Consider the following 17662-nt stretch of genomic DNA (forward strand, 5'->3'; position numbering starts at 1 on the left):
ATAGAGACGAAAGAATTGAATGAAAGCGGGTGACTTATGGCGATTCAAAAACTTGAACATATTGGTGTACAAGTGCGAAACATTGAAGCATCGAAGGGGTTTTATCAAGGAATGATTGGACTCGAACTACTTGATGAATTTGATCATCCTGATGGCGATAAAAAACTCGCTTTTCTTGGGTTTAATGGTGAAATTTTAGTGGAGTTAATAGAAGGCTATGATTCAGATTTACCTACGGAAGGTAAAGTTCACCATATCGCCTTTACAGTAGAAAATATTGAACAAGAACGCAACCGTCTTCATGATCTTGGTGTAACGTTTATTGATGAAGGTATCAACACATTGCCTAACGGAGCAAAGTATCTTTTCTTCGCAGGACCAGATGGTGAATGGCTTGAATTTTATGAACCTGCATCTAACTATAGCAAGTAACACAAAAAGACAGTGTCCCCGTGTGAAAGGGCACTGCTTTTTTCTGTTCAAGAGCTCCAATCCTTTCGTTTCTAAGCGCTCGTCTTCGCTTTTCTTGTCTAGCTACGACTCGCAGAAACGCCTGGATTTCACTCTTTCACAAAACACAAAAAGCGTGTTTGGTTCAAGAGCTCCAATCCTTTCGTTTCTAACCGCTCGTCTTCGCTTTTCTTGTCTGAGCAGGAAACTCTTAAAAAGGGTGGTCATGCTGTAAGATTGAAGAGAACAAAAGTCATAGAAAGAAGGAATCGTTATGGCCAAACAGCAAGATCTTCAGAAAGAGAAGATCTGGACGCGTGATTTTATTTTTATTTGCATGGCAAACTTTTTTATTTTTGCAGGATTCCAGATGACTTTACCTACACTACCTTTGTTTGTGAATGAACTTGGCGGCAGTGATCAGCTAATTGGTTTTGTGGTCGGTATCTTTACCTTATCCGCTTTACTTATTCGACCATGGAGCGGGCACGTATTGGAATCACTTGGAAGAAAAATCATTTTCTTAATTGGATTATTGGTTTTTGTCATATCGGTTGGATCTTATGCGTTCACTGGCAGTCTTGTTCTGTTATTCCTAATGAGAGTAGTCCAGGGACTCGGATGGGGTATGTCGACAACAGCGGTAGGCACAATCGCAACGGATTTAATTCCACAAAAGCGAAGGGGAGAAGGAATGGGATATTTTGGCCTTGCAGGAAATTTAGCAATGGCATTTGGTCCAGCTCTTGGTTTATTTCTAATCGCTCTTTCTGGTTTTAAAACAATGTTTTTGATTGCAGCCTCTGCCGGTTTGCTTTCATTCATTATCGCTTCAATTATTCGCTATAAGCCTGCGAATAAAACACCGATTGAGAAAAAGAAATGGGACATTTTTGAGAAAACAGCCTTGATGCCTTCGATATTACTTTTCTTCATTACAATGGTGTTTGGAGGAATTGCTACCTTTCTACCATTGTATGCTGAACAGTTAGGTATTGATGGAATTGAATGGTACTTTGTCGTGTTTGCTGTATCGCTTATGCTTGTGCGTGCTTTCGCAGGACGAATCTATGATCGGAAGGGCCATAAAGCTATTTTTCTTCCCGGCGCTTTTTTAATTCTAGCGGCAATGATTGATCTTACGTTATTGGCGAATCAATTTATGCTCATTCTTGCAGCTGTATTATTTGGGATTGGGTTTGGGTCTGTACAGCCAGCCCTTCAAGCATGGGCAGTTAATGAAGCACCAATTCACCGAAAAGGAATGGCTAATGCTACCTTTTTCTCGTTCTTTGATTTAGGAGTAGGTCTAGGGGCAATGTTTTTCGGTTTGATCGCATCCACATTTGGCTATGCTGATATTTATTTAACAGCAGGTATATCCGTTCTCATTTCAATGGTGATTTACGTTATATATTTAAAAAGAAGTGCTGCGGTACAAAGACATCATGAAGCTGTTCAATGGAAATAGAAAAATGAGCTCGTAAGTCGAGCTCATTTTTTTCTTATCGACTACTCGGAATGAGCATCTCCTTGTTCACTTCATTTAGATCGCGACACCCTGACAACGCCATCGTTAAATCGAAATCAGCAAGAAGGTTAGAAAGTATATGCTTCACGCCTGCTTGCCCGGCTACAGCTAATCCGTACATACATGGTCGTGCTACGAGAACGGCTTTGGCCCCAAGAGCAATGGCCTTAAATACATCAGCACCTCTTCTAATTCCACTATCCATTAAAACAGGAACTTGATTTTCCACAGCTTCCACAATAGCCGGTAGAGCATCGAGTGCTGAGATTGCACCATCCACCTGGCGCCCACCATGGTTTGAGACAATAATCCCATCGGCTCCATATTTTAAAGCTAGTTTGGCATCATCGGGATGAAGGATGCCTTTTAAAATGATGGGCAAAGACGTATACTTTCTTAGCTCTGCTAAATCCTCCCACGTTAGTCCTGCATTTCCAAATACATGAGTCCAATGCATAATTGCCCCCATAGCATCTTCTTCAGGAGGTACATGGAGTCCAGCGCGAAAAGCAGGATCCGTTAAATAGTTACCAATTCCTTCTCCAATCAGAAAAGGCAAGTACACATTCTGTAGATCTAATTCACGCCATGCCATCATAGGAGTGTCAAGCGTTACGACGATTGCTGAGTATCCAGCGAGTTCCGCTCGTTGAACAAAACTTTTAGCGATCTCTGGATCTCGACTCCAGTAAAGTTGAAACCACTTAGGTGCGTCTCCCATTATTTCAGAAATTTCTTCCATAGAATGACTTGATGCAGAGCTTGCAATGTAGGGGATTCCCATTGAAGCAGCAGCTTTCGCTGAAGCAAGTTCGCCTTCTTGATGAATAATGGATTGCACACCAATTGGAGCAACTAACAACGGAGCAGGAAGCATCTGACCGTACATGCCTACCTTTAAGTTTCGGTCTTCAACATGACGAAAGACGCGAGGCACGATATTCCATCTCTTAAATGCTTCACGGTTCGCATTTTTCGTTTCTTCTGCACCAGATCCTCCAGCTACATAATGATAAGGTCCATCCTCAAGAATATCGCGCGCGCGTGCTTCCCAATCTTCATATCTTGTTGGTAAACGCTCCGGATCAGGTGAATGCATTTGTTTGTAAATACCAAACTGAATTTCATTGCCGATATTACTCATTGGAACGACTCCTTTATGAATGTAGTTAGTTGAATCTTCTTTGCTTTCTATCCAATTCCTTCTTTAAAATGGAAACTTTATTTTAATATAATCAGAGAATAGCAGGATTTTGTATGTCGGCTTCGAAATAGTAGGATGGCACTAAATTTGCATACTGGGGGACAATCATGAAGCTTTCAGTCATACATACGAACGATATTCATAGTCACTTTAACAACTTCGCTAAAGCATCATCACTTATTCGGGATTATGCAGATGAACACACGCTAGTGTTAGATGGTGGGGACTTTGCTGATTTTAAAAGTATCGAGCTTCAGGGAACACGAGGGATTGGTGCAGTGAAGATGTTGGAATCGACCGGTTACGACGCGATTACGATAGGTAATAATGAACTATTTAATGGAAATGATACATTAGAGCATATGGCGGTTCAGAGCACGGTACCGTTCATTAGTTGTAATCTTCTAAAAGCTAATGGTGAATCGTTCAATGGAGTATGCAGTAGTACGATTCTAATTAAAAATAAACTTCGCATTTTAATTACGGGTGCTTCTCCAGATTTACAAGAGTTCAATGATTTGATGGGCTTTCAAATTTTAGATTATGTAGAAGCGATCAGAGCAGAAATCAAGAAGCAACATGGAAACTATGATGTTTGTATTGTTTTAAACCATGTTGGTACACAAGCAGATATCGAATTAGCTGAAGCCATCGATGAAATTGACTTGATTTTGTCCGCACATGACCACTTCCTTTATGAGGAAGCAAAAATAGTGAATAATACGATACTAAATTCAGCTGGTATGTATGGTGAACATATTGGAATTATTGAAGTTGATGTCTCAAATGAAGGCGTAGAACTACTAGCTTCTTCTACCATATCAACAGCTAACGCGGTTGAAGATAAAGAAATACAAAATATATTACAAGTAAGTAGGGAAGAAGCAATCGCTCAGCTAAGTAAACCGCTTTATGCTGTTAGCAAACCATTGTGGCATGACGTACTTGAGGAAAACCCGATGACTAATCTAATCGCAGATGGGTTGAAAGACCGTTTTGATTGTGATCTTGGGCTTATAAACAGCGGAATTGCAAATGGCGGTCTCGTCGACTATGTTTCCAATAAAAAGTTAATTGAAATTTGTCCATCTCCACTAAATCCTACATACTTTGAAATTCTAGGAAAAGACCTTTACTCAGCTCTTGAAAGTTCATTAAATAGCTCGGTTTGTATGGCTGATGGAAAAGGACCTGGTTTTCGAGGGAAGTATGTAGGACGGCTTCATGTATCTGGTGCAAAAATTCAACATAATCAAAATCAAATTAAGATGATTACGATTAACGATGAAGCTTTCGATCCCGACCGGTGGTATCGTGTAGCTTCATCAGATTACTTGCTAAGAGGTTCTGGGTATCCAGAGCTAGCAAACAATCGAAACTTTCATTATCAACCAGATGAAATAAAAGATGTTATTAGAGAATACGCCGAGAAGGAAGCTTTCGTAACAAATGCTTACAAGAAGCGTTGGGTGTAGACTATTTCCGTCTTAAGTCGGAGTAGCTCGTACTCTAGCCGTTTCCAGAAAAAGAAAATGAATCTAAAACTTAGTCCACATCGAAAGGAAGAAGATAAATGCGCGACGAACGATTAAGTCAGTTAGCTAAGACGCTAGTCCATCACTCCATTGAAGTTAAGATTGGTGAACGCGTGATGGTGACGGGTCATCAAATTGCCAAACCGTTAATACGTGAAATCATTAAGGAGATTTATGCAGCTGACGGGGTGCCATTTGTTGAATTACGTGATGATGAAATAGACGTTCACTTGGCTGAATTTGCAACACAAGAGCAAGCAGAGATTCAAAAAGGATGGTATGCGAAACAACTAGAAGATGTTCAATCCTTTATTCACATTCGAGCTGAAGAAAATGATGCGACATTGTCAGAGCTTGCCTCTGATGCAATGAAACTGTATGGAGAAGTTTTCAAAGAGATCGACCATAAAATGGTGAATGAAAGAAAGTGGGTACTTCTTGATTATCCAACGCCAGCAGCAGCACAAAAAGCAAAAATGGGGACACTTACTTATCAAGATTATTTGTTTGAAGTGTGTAGTCTTGATTATAAACGAATGGCGAAAAAGCAGCTGCCGCTTTTTGATTTAATGGAAAAGACTGATCGAGTAAGGATCGTTGCACCTGGTACGGATCTCTCATTTTCTATTTTAAATATCCCAACTATCGCTAGCCACGGAAAGAAAAACATTCCTGATGGAGAAGTGTTTACATCACCCGTACGCGAGAGTGTAAATGGCGTTATTTCATTTAATACACCTTGTTCGTATCGAGGGATTACCTTTCACAACGTAAAATTAACGTTGGAGAAAGGTAAAATTGTCCATGCGGAAGCTGATCAAACAGACAAACTGAACGAGATCTTAAATCTTGACGAAGGAGCACGCTATATTGGGGAATTTGCTATCGGATTGAATCCACTAATTAATCATCCAGTAGGGAATACCTTATTTGACGAGAAAATAAATGGTAGTATCCATTTTACGCCTGGACAAGCTTATGATAATGCAGACAATGGAAACCGCTCAATGATTCACTGGGATATGGTTTTGATATTACGGAATGAGTATGGTGGGGGAGAACTGTATTTTGATGATCAACTCATTCAAAAAAATGGGGTTTTTATGACAGATGAGTTGCTTGATTTAAACCCAGAAAATCTTAATCAAAAAGAAGCAGTACGCTAATCAGCAACCACAGGCAGAATGATGCTTGTGGTTTTTTTATAATAATTAAGTACGATTAATGTATGGGATTCAATTAAACTTAAATAATTTAGGATAGATAGGGGAGAGACAATCCAACATTTTAGTCCTAATGAAGCACATTCAAATAAATAAAATCAGTTTAACGAAGATCGGAAAAAAACAACGGAGATTATAAATTTCAATTACCGTATTAGATTAATATTTTAAATAAATTTTATAAAGAAATATCGCAAAAGATAAACTAAGTCAAGAGAAAAAGCAGACCGAATTGGCCTGCTTTTCATTAAGCTTTATATGTTTTACCAATATACTGAACAATTTTACGTAACTCTGTAACTGTTGGACGACCAAAAGGACTTGTCTGTCTTTGCTGATAGAGAAGTACGCCTTTCTCGTCAATTAAGAAGTAGGCTGGCTCACCATGAGCACCATGATCTTCATAAGGATCATCTTCACGGTGATAGTGAACATCATATGCTTTAAGTGCCTTGTACTCCTCATCTGCGAGTACTGGAAAAGAGAGGTTCTTTTCTTTCGCCATTGCTTTTAGATCTTCGAATTTATCAGTAGAAATGGTGGTGATGTGAACATTTTTACCTTCGAAAAAGCCAGTGCTTTCTTCAAGATTTTCAAGATCACTCACACAGACAGGACACCAAGAACCTCTAAAGAAAATAACAAGGTGCCATCCACCTTTTTCTTTTCGATATGATTCAAAAGAATACTCTTCGCCATTTACTGATGGTAGTGTGAAATTTGGTACTGCGTCTTTCAATGCAAATTTAGACAAACTATTTCCTCCTTTGAATAGAAACAATCGCCTTATCATGTAAGGCAACTCTTATCATATCCCGAATCGAGAATGAATGATGTAAGAAACCTTCCTCCTTTATAATACAAAATAATTGACAAAAACAGAAAGCAACAACCAGATTTTTACTTTTAAAGTTCATTTTGAACGAATGACACAATATGCACGTAAACAAAAGTAAATGCTTCTATTCTCGCACAATGATACAAAACATATATTTTGTATCATTATGAAAATGAATGAAAGCTTATTTTTAAGGGTTTTCCTCTTTTACAGGAGAGGACAGAAGGGTATAATGACACATAATGAGCAAAATCTTATCATTAATGATACATATTGAATAAAGAAAGAAGGGTGCCTTGATGAACACGGTTCAGCCGATTCGAGATCCTCAGAAGATAAAATTAGTAAAACAAAACCTGCGAAAGCGAAATTCCAGAGATTGGTTTTTGTTTAATATGGGAATTAACACTGGTTTACGGATTAGTGATTTACTTCCTTTACGTGTTGGTGACGTTCGTAACCAAACCCATATCATCATAAAAGAAAAAAAGACCGGAAAATCAAAACGCTTTCCAATTAACTATGCACTTAAGGAGCTTATCGAATCGTACACGTTTGATATGGAAGAACGAGATTTTTTGTTTCCGTCAAACAAAACAGATTTACCTATTCAAAGAGGTCAGGCTTATAAGATTCTAAACCAGGCTGCAGCAGAAGCAGGGCTTTCTGAAATAGGAACGCATACGATGCGAAAGACGTTTGGTTACTTTTACTACAAACAGACGAAAGATGTGGCAATGCTTCAAAAGATCTTCGGCCATTCAGCACCATCGATTACCTTAAGATACATCGGAATTGAGCAAGAGCAGATGGATGAATCACTGTTTAACTTTAGTTTGTAAAATTACTTCAAAATCGGTACATGTTATACTTTTTTTGAGAGGAGGGGAATTAAGCTCATTAAAAGCAAATTAGCGTTAATGATTTAATAGGTTACTATATTAATGAAGAAACACGGAGGAAGGTTGCGTTTTGGTTTCGCTTACAATTTAAAGGGAGGTTTTGTCATTGGGAAAAAAAGAGCATCGAGATCCAACGGAAGCGTCCATACATACTGATTTTAAACACAATATGACATATGGAGAATACTTAAACCTTGATAAGATACTTGCAGGGCAGAATAGGTTATCCGACCATCATGATGAAATGCTTTTTATCGTTATTCACCAGGTAAGCGAATTATGGATGAAATTAATCTTGCATGAACTAAGAGGGGCAATTGAAGCAATCAAAAAAGATGAATTATCAACTGCTTTTAAAATGCTTGCGCGTGTTTCGAAAACTCAGACCCAAATCATCCAGGCTTGGGACGTTCTTTCAACGTTAACCCCGTCGGAATACATGCAGTTCCGCGATTCTCTCGGACAGGCTTCTGGTTTTCAGTCTTATCAATACCGTATGATCGAGTTTGCATTAGGCTATAAAACACCTCACGTGTTAAAGATTTATGAGAAAGATAAAGAGCTTCACGAAGAACTAAAAGACGCTTATCAAGAACCCGGTATTTATGATGTAGCGATTAAAGCTCTATCAAGGGCGGGATTACCTATTGATAAGGACGTTCTTCATCGCGATGTGAACGAAACATACAGAAAGAATGACTCAGTGATGCAGGCCTGGCTGACCGTATATCGAGATGTAGAAACGTATTGGGACCTATATGAACTAGCTGAGAAGCTTGTTGATATTGAAGATTGGCTCCAACAATGGCGTTTCCGTCATATGAAAACAGTCGAAAGGATTATCGGATTCAAACAGGGGACAGGGGGCTCGTCTGGCGTTGGTTATTTAAAGAAAGTACTGGATCATCGCTTTTTTCCTGAGCTTTGGGACATTAGAACAGAGCTTTAATATAACGTAATATTATTATGTAAACCATCGTTAAAAATGCCCTTTTGTTAAGGGCATTTTTTTATATTAATACTTCTTGTAACACGTTATCAGTTTCTAAGAAAGAGAGAGCCTTTTGTTGGAAGGTTTGATCATGGAGATATGTGTAGCGACTTGGTTTTACTGATGGTGCGAATAAAATCGCCTCTGCCAGAGTTGACTTTTGAATCTTTTCTTCTTTTACATATTGAAAGAAACCTGTTCGCTCAAATACTTTTTTCATTCGTAATGCTCGATGGTTTTGGACGTTTGCCATAATGTACGTAGCAAGACCAACTTGAATCCCATGCATATAAGGTTTCGACAATTGTTTGTCAAGAGCGTGTGAAATTAAGTGCTCTGAACCACTAATTGGAGCACTATTTCCACTAATCACGGTGGCCACACCGCCCATGGTTAAGGAACTTACAAGCTCTTTAATAAAGATTGGATTTTGAAGATCAGTCATCGGCGTTCGAATGAAGCTATTGACCGCTTTTTTACTAAGCATCGCTGCGAAAGCATTTACATGTCCCTTTCCATGCCTTTCTTCAAATTCCCAATCATACAGAGCCGTAATGTTACTCATTAAGTCACCAACTCCTGCAAGTAAGAAATGAGAAGGAGCCTGTTGAATCACTTCAAGATCCGCAATAATTCCAAAAGGCACCTGTGCAGGAACGGTCGTCTTTTTTTGATTCACGATAAGAGAACAATTGCTGCTAGCAAAACCATCATTGGAAGCAGATGTTGGCATGCTGATAAAGGGGAGTTTTCTAGAAAATGCAATATACTTTCCGTAGTCAATAATCTGACCGCCCCCCATAGCAACGACAACATCATAGGAATCAAGGGTAAAAGCAAATGAAATGAGATCCTGAATGGTTTGACCGGGTTCCATTTTTTGAACGTTTATCGTCACGTGTTTCGATTTCTGAAAGGACTCGGCATAAGCATCGTAAGTAAACGCATCAAACAAAAACAGGGCATGATGAAACCCGTGTTTATGAAGAATAGGATCTAGCTGATGACGGATACCTGAACGAATCTCCAAAATAGAAGGAATCGGAATATTCGTTAATGCATGCATGCTTAAACGGTACCTTTCTCATGCAAAAATTCTTCTATCTGTAAAAACGAATCAACCGCAACATAAGGCACATTATTTTCCTTTAATAAATCTTGAAGTGCATCTTTAGCAAAAGTCAGATCGGCAACTTTCGCAGGATGCGAATCGGGTTCGCTGTCACCAGCAAAATAAACAACATCATATGTTTCCTTTAATTCTGCAATTACTTTCGATTTATCAATGCCGTAACGTCTTGAATAGTGTTTATGATTTTCATCAATCGACAAATGGACATTTTTATCTTCATAATATCCTTTATTTGAGAATACCGGTACGTCTTTAATGCCATAATGCTCGAGAATATGATGAATGTAATAATCGGTGCCGGCACTTAGTATATAGAAATCCCCACCGCTTTCCTGAACCGTTCGAATGAAAGAGGGAACGTGCTCATCAATGGGTAGCGAGAGAATGTCTTGAATAATTTGCTCTTCATGCTGGTCAATCGATTGAAATACCTGGCTAAGAAAATCAATATCCTGCATTTCACCGGCTTTCCATTTCTTATACAATGGTTTACCTTCAGGATAGTAAGTGTCAATCACAAGCCAGTAGAAATCCTTTTTTGAAATCGTTCCGTCAAAATCTGACACAAAAGCCCATTTTTTCATTTATGTATCCTCCTCGTATGATAGCTGATCTCTTAAAATTGTAGCATGCTTTTGGATTCAAAAGAAATTCAATTCTTTTAGAACAATAACGTACAACAGCATTAAATTGTGTTAAAATGATTTTTAAAAAGTTAAACAATTCAATTTAATCTGAAGGAGTGCGAGAATGAGTAAAACAATCAGCAAAGTCCAGGTGGAAGATATCATTATCGCAAACCAGGTTTTAAAAGAAGTCGTTGTTCATACACCGTTACAGCGGAATGAAATACTCTCCGATCGCTATAACTGCAACGTTTATTTGAAAAGGGAAGATTTGCAAAACATCCGTTCTTTTAAAATAAGAGGGGCATATAACCTTATTCAGAGCTTAACAATGGAAGAGAAGGAAAACGGGATCGTATGCGCTAGTGCTGGAAACCATGCACAAGGTGTCGCTTTCTCATGTAAGACGCTCGGCATTCAAGGTCACATCTTTATGCCGGCTACCACGCCAAGACAAAAGATTTCACAAGTTGAATTATTTGGAGGCTCCTACGTTGAAGTGATTTTAACAGGAGATACGTTCGATGATTCCTTCCATACAGCTAAAGAGTTTTGTAACAAACAAGACAAAACATTTATTCATCCATTTGATGATTATCGAACGATTGCAGGTCAGGGAACCGTTGGCCTCGAAATTATGAATGACATTGATGAAGTTGACTACGTGATGCTCGGCATTGGCGGAGGTGGACTTGCTTCTGGTGTCGGATCGTATATTAAAAGCATTAGTCCAGATACGAAAATCGTTGGAATTGAACCCGAAGGTGCTGCAGGAATGAAACGTTCGATTGAACACGATAGCGTCGTACCCCTTGACTTTATCGATAAATTTGTAGACGGTGCAGCGGTGAAACAAGTTGGCAAACTGACGCTGGACATTTGCAAGCATCTTCTTGATGATGTTGTTCTAGTACCAGAAGGAAAGATTTGCACAACTATTTTGGAACTATACAATCAGAATGCGATTGTAGCTGAACCTGCAGGTGCTTTGTCGATCGCTTCACTCGATTTCTATAAAGATCAAATTAAAGGAAAAAACGTTGTTTGTGTCATTAGTGGGGGGAATAACGATATTAACCGGATGCAGGAAATTCAGGAACGCTCCTTGATTTATGAAGGGTTAAAACACTATTTCATTGTCCATTTTCCTCAGCGGGCTGGCGCCTTAAAGGAATTTATGGCGGATGTATTAGGACCAACTGATGATATTACCCGCTTCGAATATACAAAAAAGAACAACCGAGATCGAGGACCAGTCTTAGCAGGGATCGAACTTAAGCATAAAGAAGATTATGAACCTTTGATTGAGCGTTTAAATCGAAAAGGGTTTTCTTATATTGAAATTAATAAAGATCAGGACCTCTTTAACCTACTTATCTAAAACGCCTATAATGGGCGTTTTTCTTCGTCAGTGCTTTCTAGTATAAATGGGGCGCTTCTTTCTATATGATAGGAAGAGATTGTATTAAAAAGAGGTGTGCAATGAAACTAAGTATACTTGACCAATCACCCATTTTTCATGGAGAAACGGAAGGGGATGCTCTACAGTCCTCAAAAGAATTAGCTGTTCTCGCCGATCGTCTTGGCTATACCCGATACTGGGTCACAGAACATCACGATTTAGAACATGTAGCTTGTCCTGCACCTGAAGTACTCTTAAGCTATATTGGCGCGCACACAGAGGAAATCCGCCTAGGTGCTGGAGCGATTCTCCTTCCGCACTATCAACCATATAAAGTCGCTGAAGTTTTCCATACGCTTGCGACGCTATTTCCAGGTCGTATTGATCTTGGTCTAGGAAGAGCACCAGGTGGATCTGCCGAGGCAACAACGGCTCTATCCCCACGGTTCCTCGAAGAAGTTAGGAAGATGCCAGAAAAAGTGGAAGAATTACTTCGCTTTCTTAATCATGATTTTCCGAAAGACCATATGTTTCATAACGTTCAAGCAAAACCTGTTCCGAACCAAAGGCCTGAACCGTGGTTACTTGGAACAGGTAAGAAAAGCGCATTACTTGCTGCAGAAAATAACATGTCCTATGCTTTTGGTTATTTTATGAGTGACCATGATGGAATGGAACTTCTCAACACGTATCGAACCAATTTTGTTGGCGAAAGGCCTTATACGATTTTAGCGGTTTCCGTTATATGTAGTGAAACCACCGCACGAGCAGATGAACTTGCCAATTGGACACACGTTGTTAATGAAGCTCGTACAAAAGGGGAAAAAGCTCTCATATCCGTTGAAGAGGCAAAACGCGTTTCCCTTCCTACTAAATCCAATACAAAACTCATTAGCGGATCATTTGAAACGGTAAAACAGAAGCTAATGAAGCTTGAAAAAGAATATGAACCAGATGAACTTATGATTACGACGATCACGCCTAATCGTGAGGAAAGGTTGACTTCTTATCAGCTTCTAGGTGAAGCTATACAGAAAGAATAGATGATTTTTCACTAATACGAATAAATCTGTTATGATAGAGTTTGGTTTCTTTTGTTTTTATAACACACGTTACGAACTGTCAGCATTTGAACAGTACAAATAGATAAGAAAATAAAAGGACGGATCACGCTAGAAGAGGAGACCGTACATGACTCAATCACTACCTTTCGAAATTACAAAGGAAGATTCTTTTTACGAGAAGCTTGGAGACTATGTTGGCGATGTATTTTACGACATTTTACCTGAACATGGTTACGAGCTTCGCGATGAACAGATCTTCATGGCTTTTCAAATTGAACAAGCCTTTAAGAATAAGAGCGTTGTTTTTGCCGAAGCAGGCGTAGGAACAGGAAAAACGTTTGTTTATTTGCTATATGCGATTTGCTATGCACGGTATACACGAAAACCTGCCATTATTTCCTGTGCGGATGAAACGCTTATTGAGCAGCTCGTAAAAGAAGGCGGAGACATTGAGAAGCTTGAGAAAGCTCTTGGGTTAACCGTAGATGTTCGCCTCGCTAAAGCAAGAGAACAGTATGTTTGTGTAAAAAAACTAGATTACCTTTCACATCGAACAGATGATGAAGATATTCTGAGCGTTCACGATGAAATTCCAGAGTTTGTCTATGAACCTGCTGCGTCGATGAAATCATTCCATCGATATGGCGATCGCAAAGAATACCCTTGGGTACCAAATGATAAGTGGGAAAAAATCGCCTGGGATCCGTTACAACAGTGTTCAACTTGTGATTGGCGCCATCGATGTGGACAAACATTAAATCGTGAATACTATCGACATGCAAGTGATTTAATCATTTGTTCTCATGATTTTTATATGGAACATATTTGGACGAAAGAATCACGCAAACGTGAAGGACAACTTCCATTGCTTCCTGAAGCAAGTACAGTTGTTTTTGATGAGGGACACCTCCTTGAATTCTCAGCACAAAAAGGATTAACTTATCGCTTTCACTCTGAGACCCTCTCAAGTATCCTGACAGGATACATGGACCAGGATGTACGGGAAGAATCCCTCACACTTGTCGAAGAGATTCTTGAGCTTCATGATAACTGGTTTGCTCATCTCAGTGACTCAGCAATAGCCGTAGAAGGTTCAGTTCGTAAGGATGTACCTCGTACAGAAACAATGATTGAAATCGCAAAAGCCATTGCTGAAAAGGTTGATGCATTATTGGAACAGCTTGTTTTTGATTCTGAGCTTCATGTGATGGAAGATTATCACGTCAAGATCATGGAAGAATATCTCGAATTTTTCGCTTATGGATTAAGAACGTTACTTCACGATGGAGAAGGGATTCACTGGCTTGAGGAAACAGAGACACAAACGTCGCTTGTGATTATGCCAAGACTTGTAGAAGACATTTTAAGAAAAGAAGTATTTTCGCAAAAAATTCCTTTTGTCTTTTCATCTGCAACGTTATCTCAGGCAGGGGATTTCTCTTATACAGCAAGTAGTCTTGGTATTCAAAAATACGCCTCATTTTCTGTGAATTCTCCATTTGATTATGAGACACAAATGAAAATGAACGGAACGGTTTCTCAATCTGAGAAAGAGAAATGGGAAGAAATGGGCCATGCACTCAACCATAACAAAGGCCATTCTTTATTGCTATTTTCATCACTTGAAGAAATGAACCGATTCCGCAACTGGGCCGATCAAGAAAGCTGGAATTTCACAATCATCTATGAAGGCGATCGTGAAATCAGTGAAACAGTAAAAGCTTTTCAGCGAGAACATTCCACCGTTCTATGCTCGTATCATCTGTGGGAAGGACTTGATGTACCAGGTGAATCGCTTACGCAGGTGCTTATTTCATCCTTGCCATTTCCACCAAACGACCCGGTATTTCAGGCGAAGCGAAGTCACTCAGAAAATCCAGTAAACGAAGTGGATCTTCCTTATATGTTGCTACGTTTACGACAGGGAATTGGTCGATTAATTCGAAGCAGTGCGGATCGTGGGTCTGTACGGATTTGGATGACAGAAGAACAAATCACCACATACGAAAAGCAAGTCCAAGAAGTGTTGCCATTACCAATTAACTGGAATTAAATCAAAAGCTCTTTCTCCAATGAGAAAGAGCTTTTTTCAATAGGAGTTGGTATGATAGGTAGAGGAGGGATAGAATGAAAACAAATTGGGAAAGACACCAAGCGATCATTCATCTTCCAGATGAAGCCATTACATCAATAGTAAAAAGCTATCATCCGAATGCGAGCATTACATCAACGAGTTACCTTTCTGAGGGCTTAAGTCACACAAATTTGAAAGTCGACATTGCAAATGAAAAGCCTGTAGTTATTCGAATAGCTAGAGATTCTGAGAGTTTATTACGTGAAAAAGAAATCCATCACATTCTTCCTACACGTGTACAAAGACCCGATTTTCTGCACTCGACTAAATGGAATGGGTATAATATTGGACTTTTAGAATGGAAGAAAGGTGTGTTACTACGAGATCAGCTGACGAATTCTTCAGCGCGCGAGATCGGAGAAATGGGGAAATCAATAGGTGAGCAGCTTGGCTGTATTCGGGAAAAGCGTTTTACTACATATGGATTTCTAGACCCGAACCTTATCGTCAGGGAAGAATTTCGGTTAACTCCTCAGTCATTCATCACGACAATCGAATCGTTTTTCAACCATCATGCTTCTAAATGGTTACCGGAACATTTGCCTGAGAAAATTATCGAATTTGCAAAGGGAAATGCGCCCTTACTGCAAAAAGATCAGAGTGGAGCCGGACTTGTTCATGGTGATTTTAATGGATTGAACATCTTAATGACAGGAACGGAAGTGAATGCCATTCTGGATTGGGAATTTGCATTATCAGGGAGTATTTATTTTGACATAGGGAACTTGCTTCGGTACGAATTCAATCACATCGACTCATTTGAACAAGGTTTATTTGAGGGGTTAAAGAATAAAGGGATTTCCCTACCGGAGCAATGGAAAAAGCTCGCGAAGCTTGCTGATCTTGTAGCGCTATGTAGCTTGCTTGACAGAGTTATGTGTGGAGAAAATAGAGTGAAAGATATTACGCGCCTTATCAATCAAACGATTCACTCAGAATAGTTAAAGAGAGAGGGAAAAGACATGAGAATAGGTTTTATTCGCCACGGGAGTACATCATGGAATAAAGAAAAGCGGGCTCAAGGCAGCTCGGATATTCACCTTGATGAACAAGGTCGCCGTGATGCAGCTAAGCTAGGTGAGTCACTCTTAAATGATGAGTGGGATATGATCGTTTCAAGTGATCTATCACGTGCAAAAGAAACAGCTGAAATTATCGGGCGGTTTCTTCATATTGATGTTAAAACGGATCCAAGGTTGCGGGAAGCTGGCGGAGGACAAATTGAAGGCACAACGGAGCTAGAGCGAATAGAGAAATGGGGAGAGAAATGGCGTGAGTTAGATCTCGGTATCGAAAAAGAAGAACTCGTTGTGGCAAGAGCGCATGAAGCATTAAATGACTTACACCACCAACATCCAGGTCAAAACATTCTTATCGTAAGCCATGGATCGTTTCTTCGACATTTCTTTAAAAGCACACTACCTGAACTAAATCATGAAAAGCATATTGTGAACACATCTTTAACGGTTTTAAGAAGAAAAGGAGACGAGTGGTTAAATGAACTTTATCACTCAACAAGTCACCTTGAATAACAAGTAAAGTTGTCTATAGCTCCATTATGCATCTTTAAAAGGATATTCGATTAGCATCAAGAAGTCTTTCAGTGTGTGTAACTTACTTAATGGAGGGAATGAACGATGAAGCTTCCTAACCGTATAGCAGAAGATTTATCTCTTATCGATCTGTACGACCTGTCTCTCGAACAGCGGACAGGTTGTTATGTCCTGCATGAAGAAGAACTAACCGTTATTGAAACAAGTGCAAGTCCTTCGATTTCACACTTAATTAGCGGGTTAGAAAAATTACATATCGACCTGAATGAAGTGCGTCATATCATTGTGACGCACATTCATCTTGATCACGCCGGCGGAGCAGGCCTGCTGCTAAAGAAATGTCCCAATGCGCGTATTCTTGTTCATTCAAAAGGAGCACGACATTTAGAAAACCCAACTCGTTTAATTGAGGGAGCTAAAGCAGTTTATGGCAAACGATTTAAAGAGTTATTTGAACCGATTCTGCCAATACCAGAAGAACGCTTAGTGATTTTAAAAGATTACGATAAAATTAAGATTGGTCAGAATCGGGTATTAACATTTATCGATACACCTGGACATGCAAAACACCATTTTTCCATACATGATTCCAAAACGAACGGCATGTTTGTTGGGGACACACTAGGGGTTTATTATCCACAACTCGATGTCGAAGTATATTTACCCTCAACCTCACCAAACCAATTTGATCCAGATGATATGCTAGCATCTGCTGATAAAATCATGTCTTTTCATCCTAGTCTTATTTACTTTGGGCACTATGGTCAGTCTAACAACCCGGATGAAGTCATTCGGCAACTAACAACATGGTTATCTGTGTTTTTGAGAATAACTGAAGAAGTAACAAGTCAAGAACAGAAGAATGATGAGCGATCAGAACACCTTTTCAAAGCGCTTCTAAGTTATGTTCAAGCCGCTTTATTCAAACAAGGCGTGCCTCTTGATCATCCCGTTTATCAATACATCAAGATGGACTTACACGTGTCGGCACTTGGCCTATTGGATTACGTTGATCGAAAAAAAAGTAAGAACCACTTAGGGGGATCTTAAGTGGTTTTCTTATGGATACTAAGCAAA

The 17662-nt window shown here is 39.4% G+C and carries 16 protein-coding genes; 12 read left to right on the top strand and 4 right to left on the bottom strand.

All coding sequences use genetic code 11. From position 1 onward, the window contains the following. Nucleotides 1-36 precede the first annotated feature (36 nt). A complete protein-coding gene (locus ATG70_RS07380; RefSeq protein ID WP_098443690.1) occupies nt 37-432 on the top strand; it encodes a VOC family protein in 396 nt (131 codons plus the stop codon). Between the two features lie 292 nt (nt 433-724). Beyond that, nucleotides 725-1921, top strand: coding sequence for an MFS transporter (locus tag ATG70_RS07385; protein WP_098443691.1), 1197 nt, complete (start codon nt 725-727; stop codon nt 1919-1921). Nucleotides 1922-1955: 34 nt separating this feature from the next. Here the strand turns inward: ATG70_RS07385 and ATG70_RS07390 are convergent, their stop codons facing one another. Beyond that, complete coding sequence (locus tag ATG70_RS07390) at nt 1956-3125, bottom strand: lactate 2-monooxygenase (RefSeq protein ID WP_098443692.1); 1170 nt, start codon at nt 3123-3125, stop codon at nt 1956-1958. Between the two features lie 167 nt (nt 3126-3292). On the opposite strand from ATG70_RS07390, the gene ATG70_RS07395 reads away from it, so the two are divergent. Together ATG70_RS07395 and ATG70_RS07400 are read left to right on the top strand one after the other, a co-directional pair. Beyond that, nucleotides 3293-4660, top strand: coding sequence for a bifunctional metallophosphatase/5'-nucleotidase (locus tag ATG70_RS07395; RefSeq protein ID WP_098443693.1), 1368 nt, complete (start codon nt 3293-3295; stop codon nt 4658-4660). A gap of 98 nt (nt 4661-4758) precedes the next feature. Then, nucleotides 4759-5886 (top strand): aminopeptidase, encoded by a 1128-nt coding sequence (locus ATG70_RS07400; protein WP_098443694.1) that lies wholly within the window; start codon nt 4759-4761, stop codon nt 5884-5886. A 304-nt stretch (nt 5887-6190) separates the two neighbouring features. On the opposite strand, the gene ATG70_RS07405 is transcribed toward ATG70_RS07400, so the two are convergent. Further along, nucleotides 6191-6697, bottom strand: a complete 507-nt coding sequence (locus ATG70_RS07405; RefSeq protein ID WP_179886216.1) for a peroxiredoxin family protein — start codon at nt 6695-6697, stop codon at nt 6191-6193. A gap of 383 nt (nt 6698-7080) precedes the next feature. Here ATG70_RS07405 and ATG70_RS07410 point away from each other — a divergent pair, with 383 nt between their 5' ends. Both ATG70_RS07410 and kynA read left to right on the top strand, forming a co-directional pair. Continuing rightward, nucleotides 7081-7623 (top strand): site-specific integrase, encoded by a 543-nt coding sequence (locus ATG70_RS07410; RefSeq protein WP_098443696.1) that lies wholly within the window; start codon nt 7081-7083, stop codon nt 7621-7623. A 166-nt stretch (nt 7624-7789) separates the two neighbouring features. After that, nucleotides 7790-8632, top strand: coding sequence for a tryptophan 2,3-dioxygenase (gene kynA / locus ATG70_RS07415; RefSeq protein ID WP_257147638.1), 843 nt, complete (start codon nt 7790-7792; stop codon nt 8630-8632). A gap of 61 nt (nt 8633-8693) precedes the next feature. Here kynA and ATG70_RS07420 read toward each other — a convergent pair whose 3' ends face one another. Both ATG70_RS07420 and ATG70_RS07425 read right to left on the bottom strand, forming a co-directional pair. Beyond that, nucleotides 8694-9740, bottom strand: a complete 1047-nt coding sequence (locus tag ATG70_RS07420) for an iron-containing alcohol dehydrogenase family protein (protein WP_098443697.1) — start codon at nt 9738-9740, stop codon at nt 8694-8696. 2 nt (nt 9741-9742) lie between these two features. Further along, entirely contained in the window at nt 9743-10390 is a 648-nt protein-coding gene (locus ATG70_RS07425) for an MtnX-like HAD-IB family phosphatase (protein WP_098443698.1), read from the bottom strand. A gap of 166 nt (nt 10391-10556) precedes the next feature. On the opposite strand from ATG70_RS07425, the gene ilvA reads away from it, so the two are divergent. From ilvA to ATG70_RS07455, 6 genes are all read left to right on the top strand, one after another. Then, nucleotides 10557-11813, top strand: coding sequence for a threonine ammonia-lyase IlvA (gene ilvA, locus ATG70_RS07430; RefSeq protein WP_098443699.1), 1257 nt, complete (start codon nt 10557-10559; stop codon nt 11811-11813). A gap of 101 nt (nt 11814-11914) precedes the next feature. Further along, on the top strand, nt 11915-12877 hold the full coding sequence (locus ATG70_RS07435; protein ID WP_098443700.1) for an LLM class flavin-dependent oxidoreductase: 963 nt from the start codon (nt 11915-11917) through the stop codon (nt 12875-12877). Between the two features lie 148 nt (nt 12878-13025). Then, nucleotides 13026-14951, top strand: coding sequence for an ATP-dependent DNA helicase (locus ATG70_RS07440; RefSeq protein ID WP_098443701.1), 1926 nt, complete (start codon nt 13026-13028; stop codon nt 14949-14951). A 74-nt stretch (nt 14952-15025) separates the two neighbouring features. Beyond that, the gene (locus ATG70_RS07445; protein ID WP_098443702.1) at nt 15026-15973 is read left to right on the top strand and encodes an aminoglycoside phosphotransferase family protein; all 948 of its coding nucleotides are present in this window, start codon (nt 15026-15028) and stop codon (nt 15971-15973) included. Between the two features lie 21 nt (nt 15974-15994). Then, the gene (locus ATG70_RS07450; protein ID WP_098443703.1) at nt 15995-16564 is read left to right on the top strand and encodes a histidine phosphatase family protein; all 570 of its coding nucleotides are present in this window, start codon (nt 15995-15997) and stop codon (nt 16562-16564) included. A gap of 105 nt (nt 16565-16669) precedes the next feature. Next, on the top strand, nt 16670-17635 hold the full coding sequence (locus ATG70_RS07455; protein WP_098443704.1) for an MBL fold metallo-hydrolase: 966 nt from the start codon (nt 16670-16672) through the stop codon (nt 17633-17635). Nucleotides 17636-17662 lie beyond the last annotated feature (27 nt).

Source organism: Bacillus sp. es.036 (genome assembly GCF_002563635.1).
Taxonomy (GTDB): Bacteria; Bacillota; Bacilli; order Bacillales; family Guptibacillaceae; genus Guptibacillus.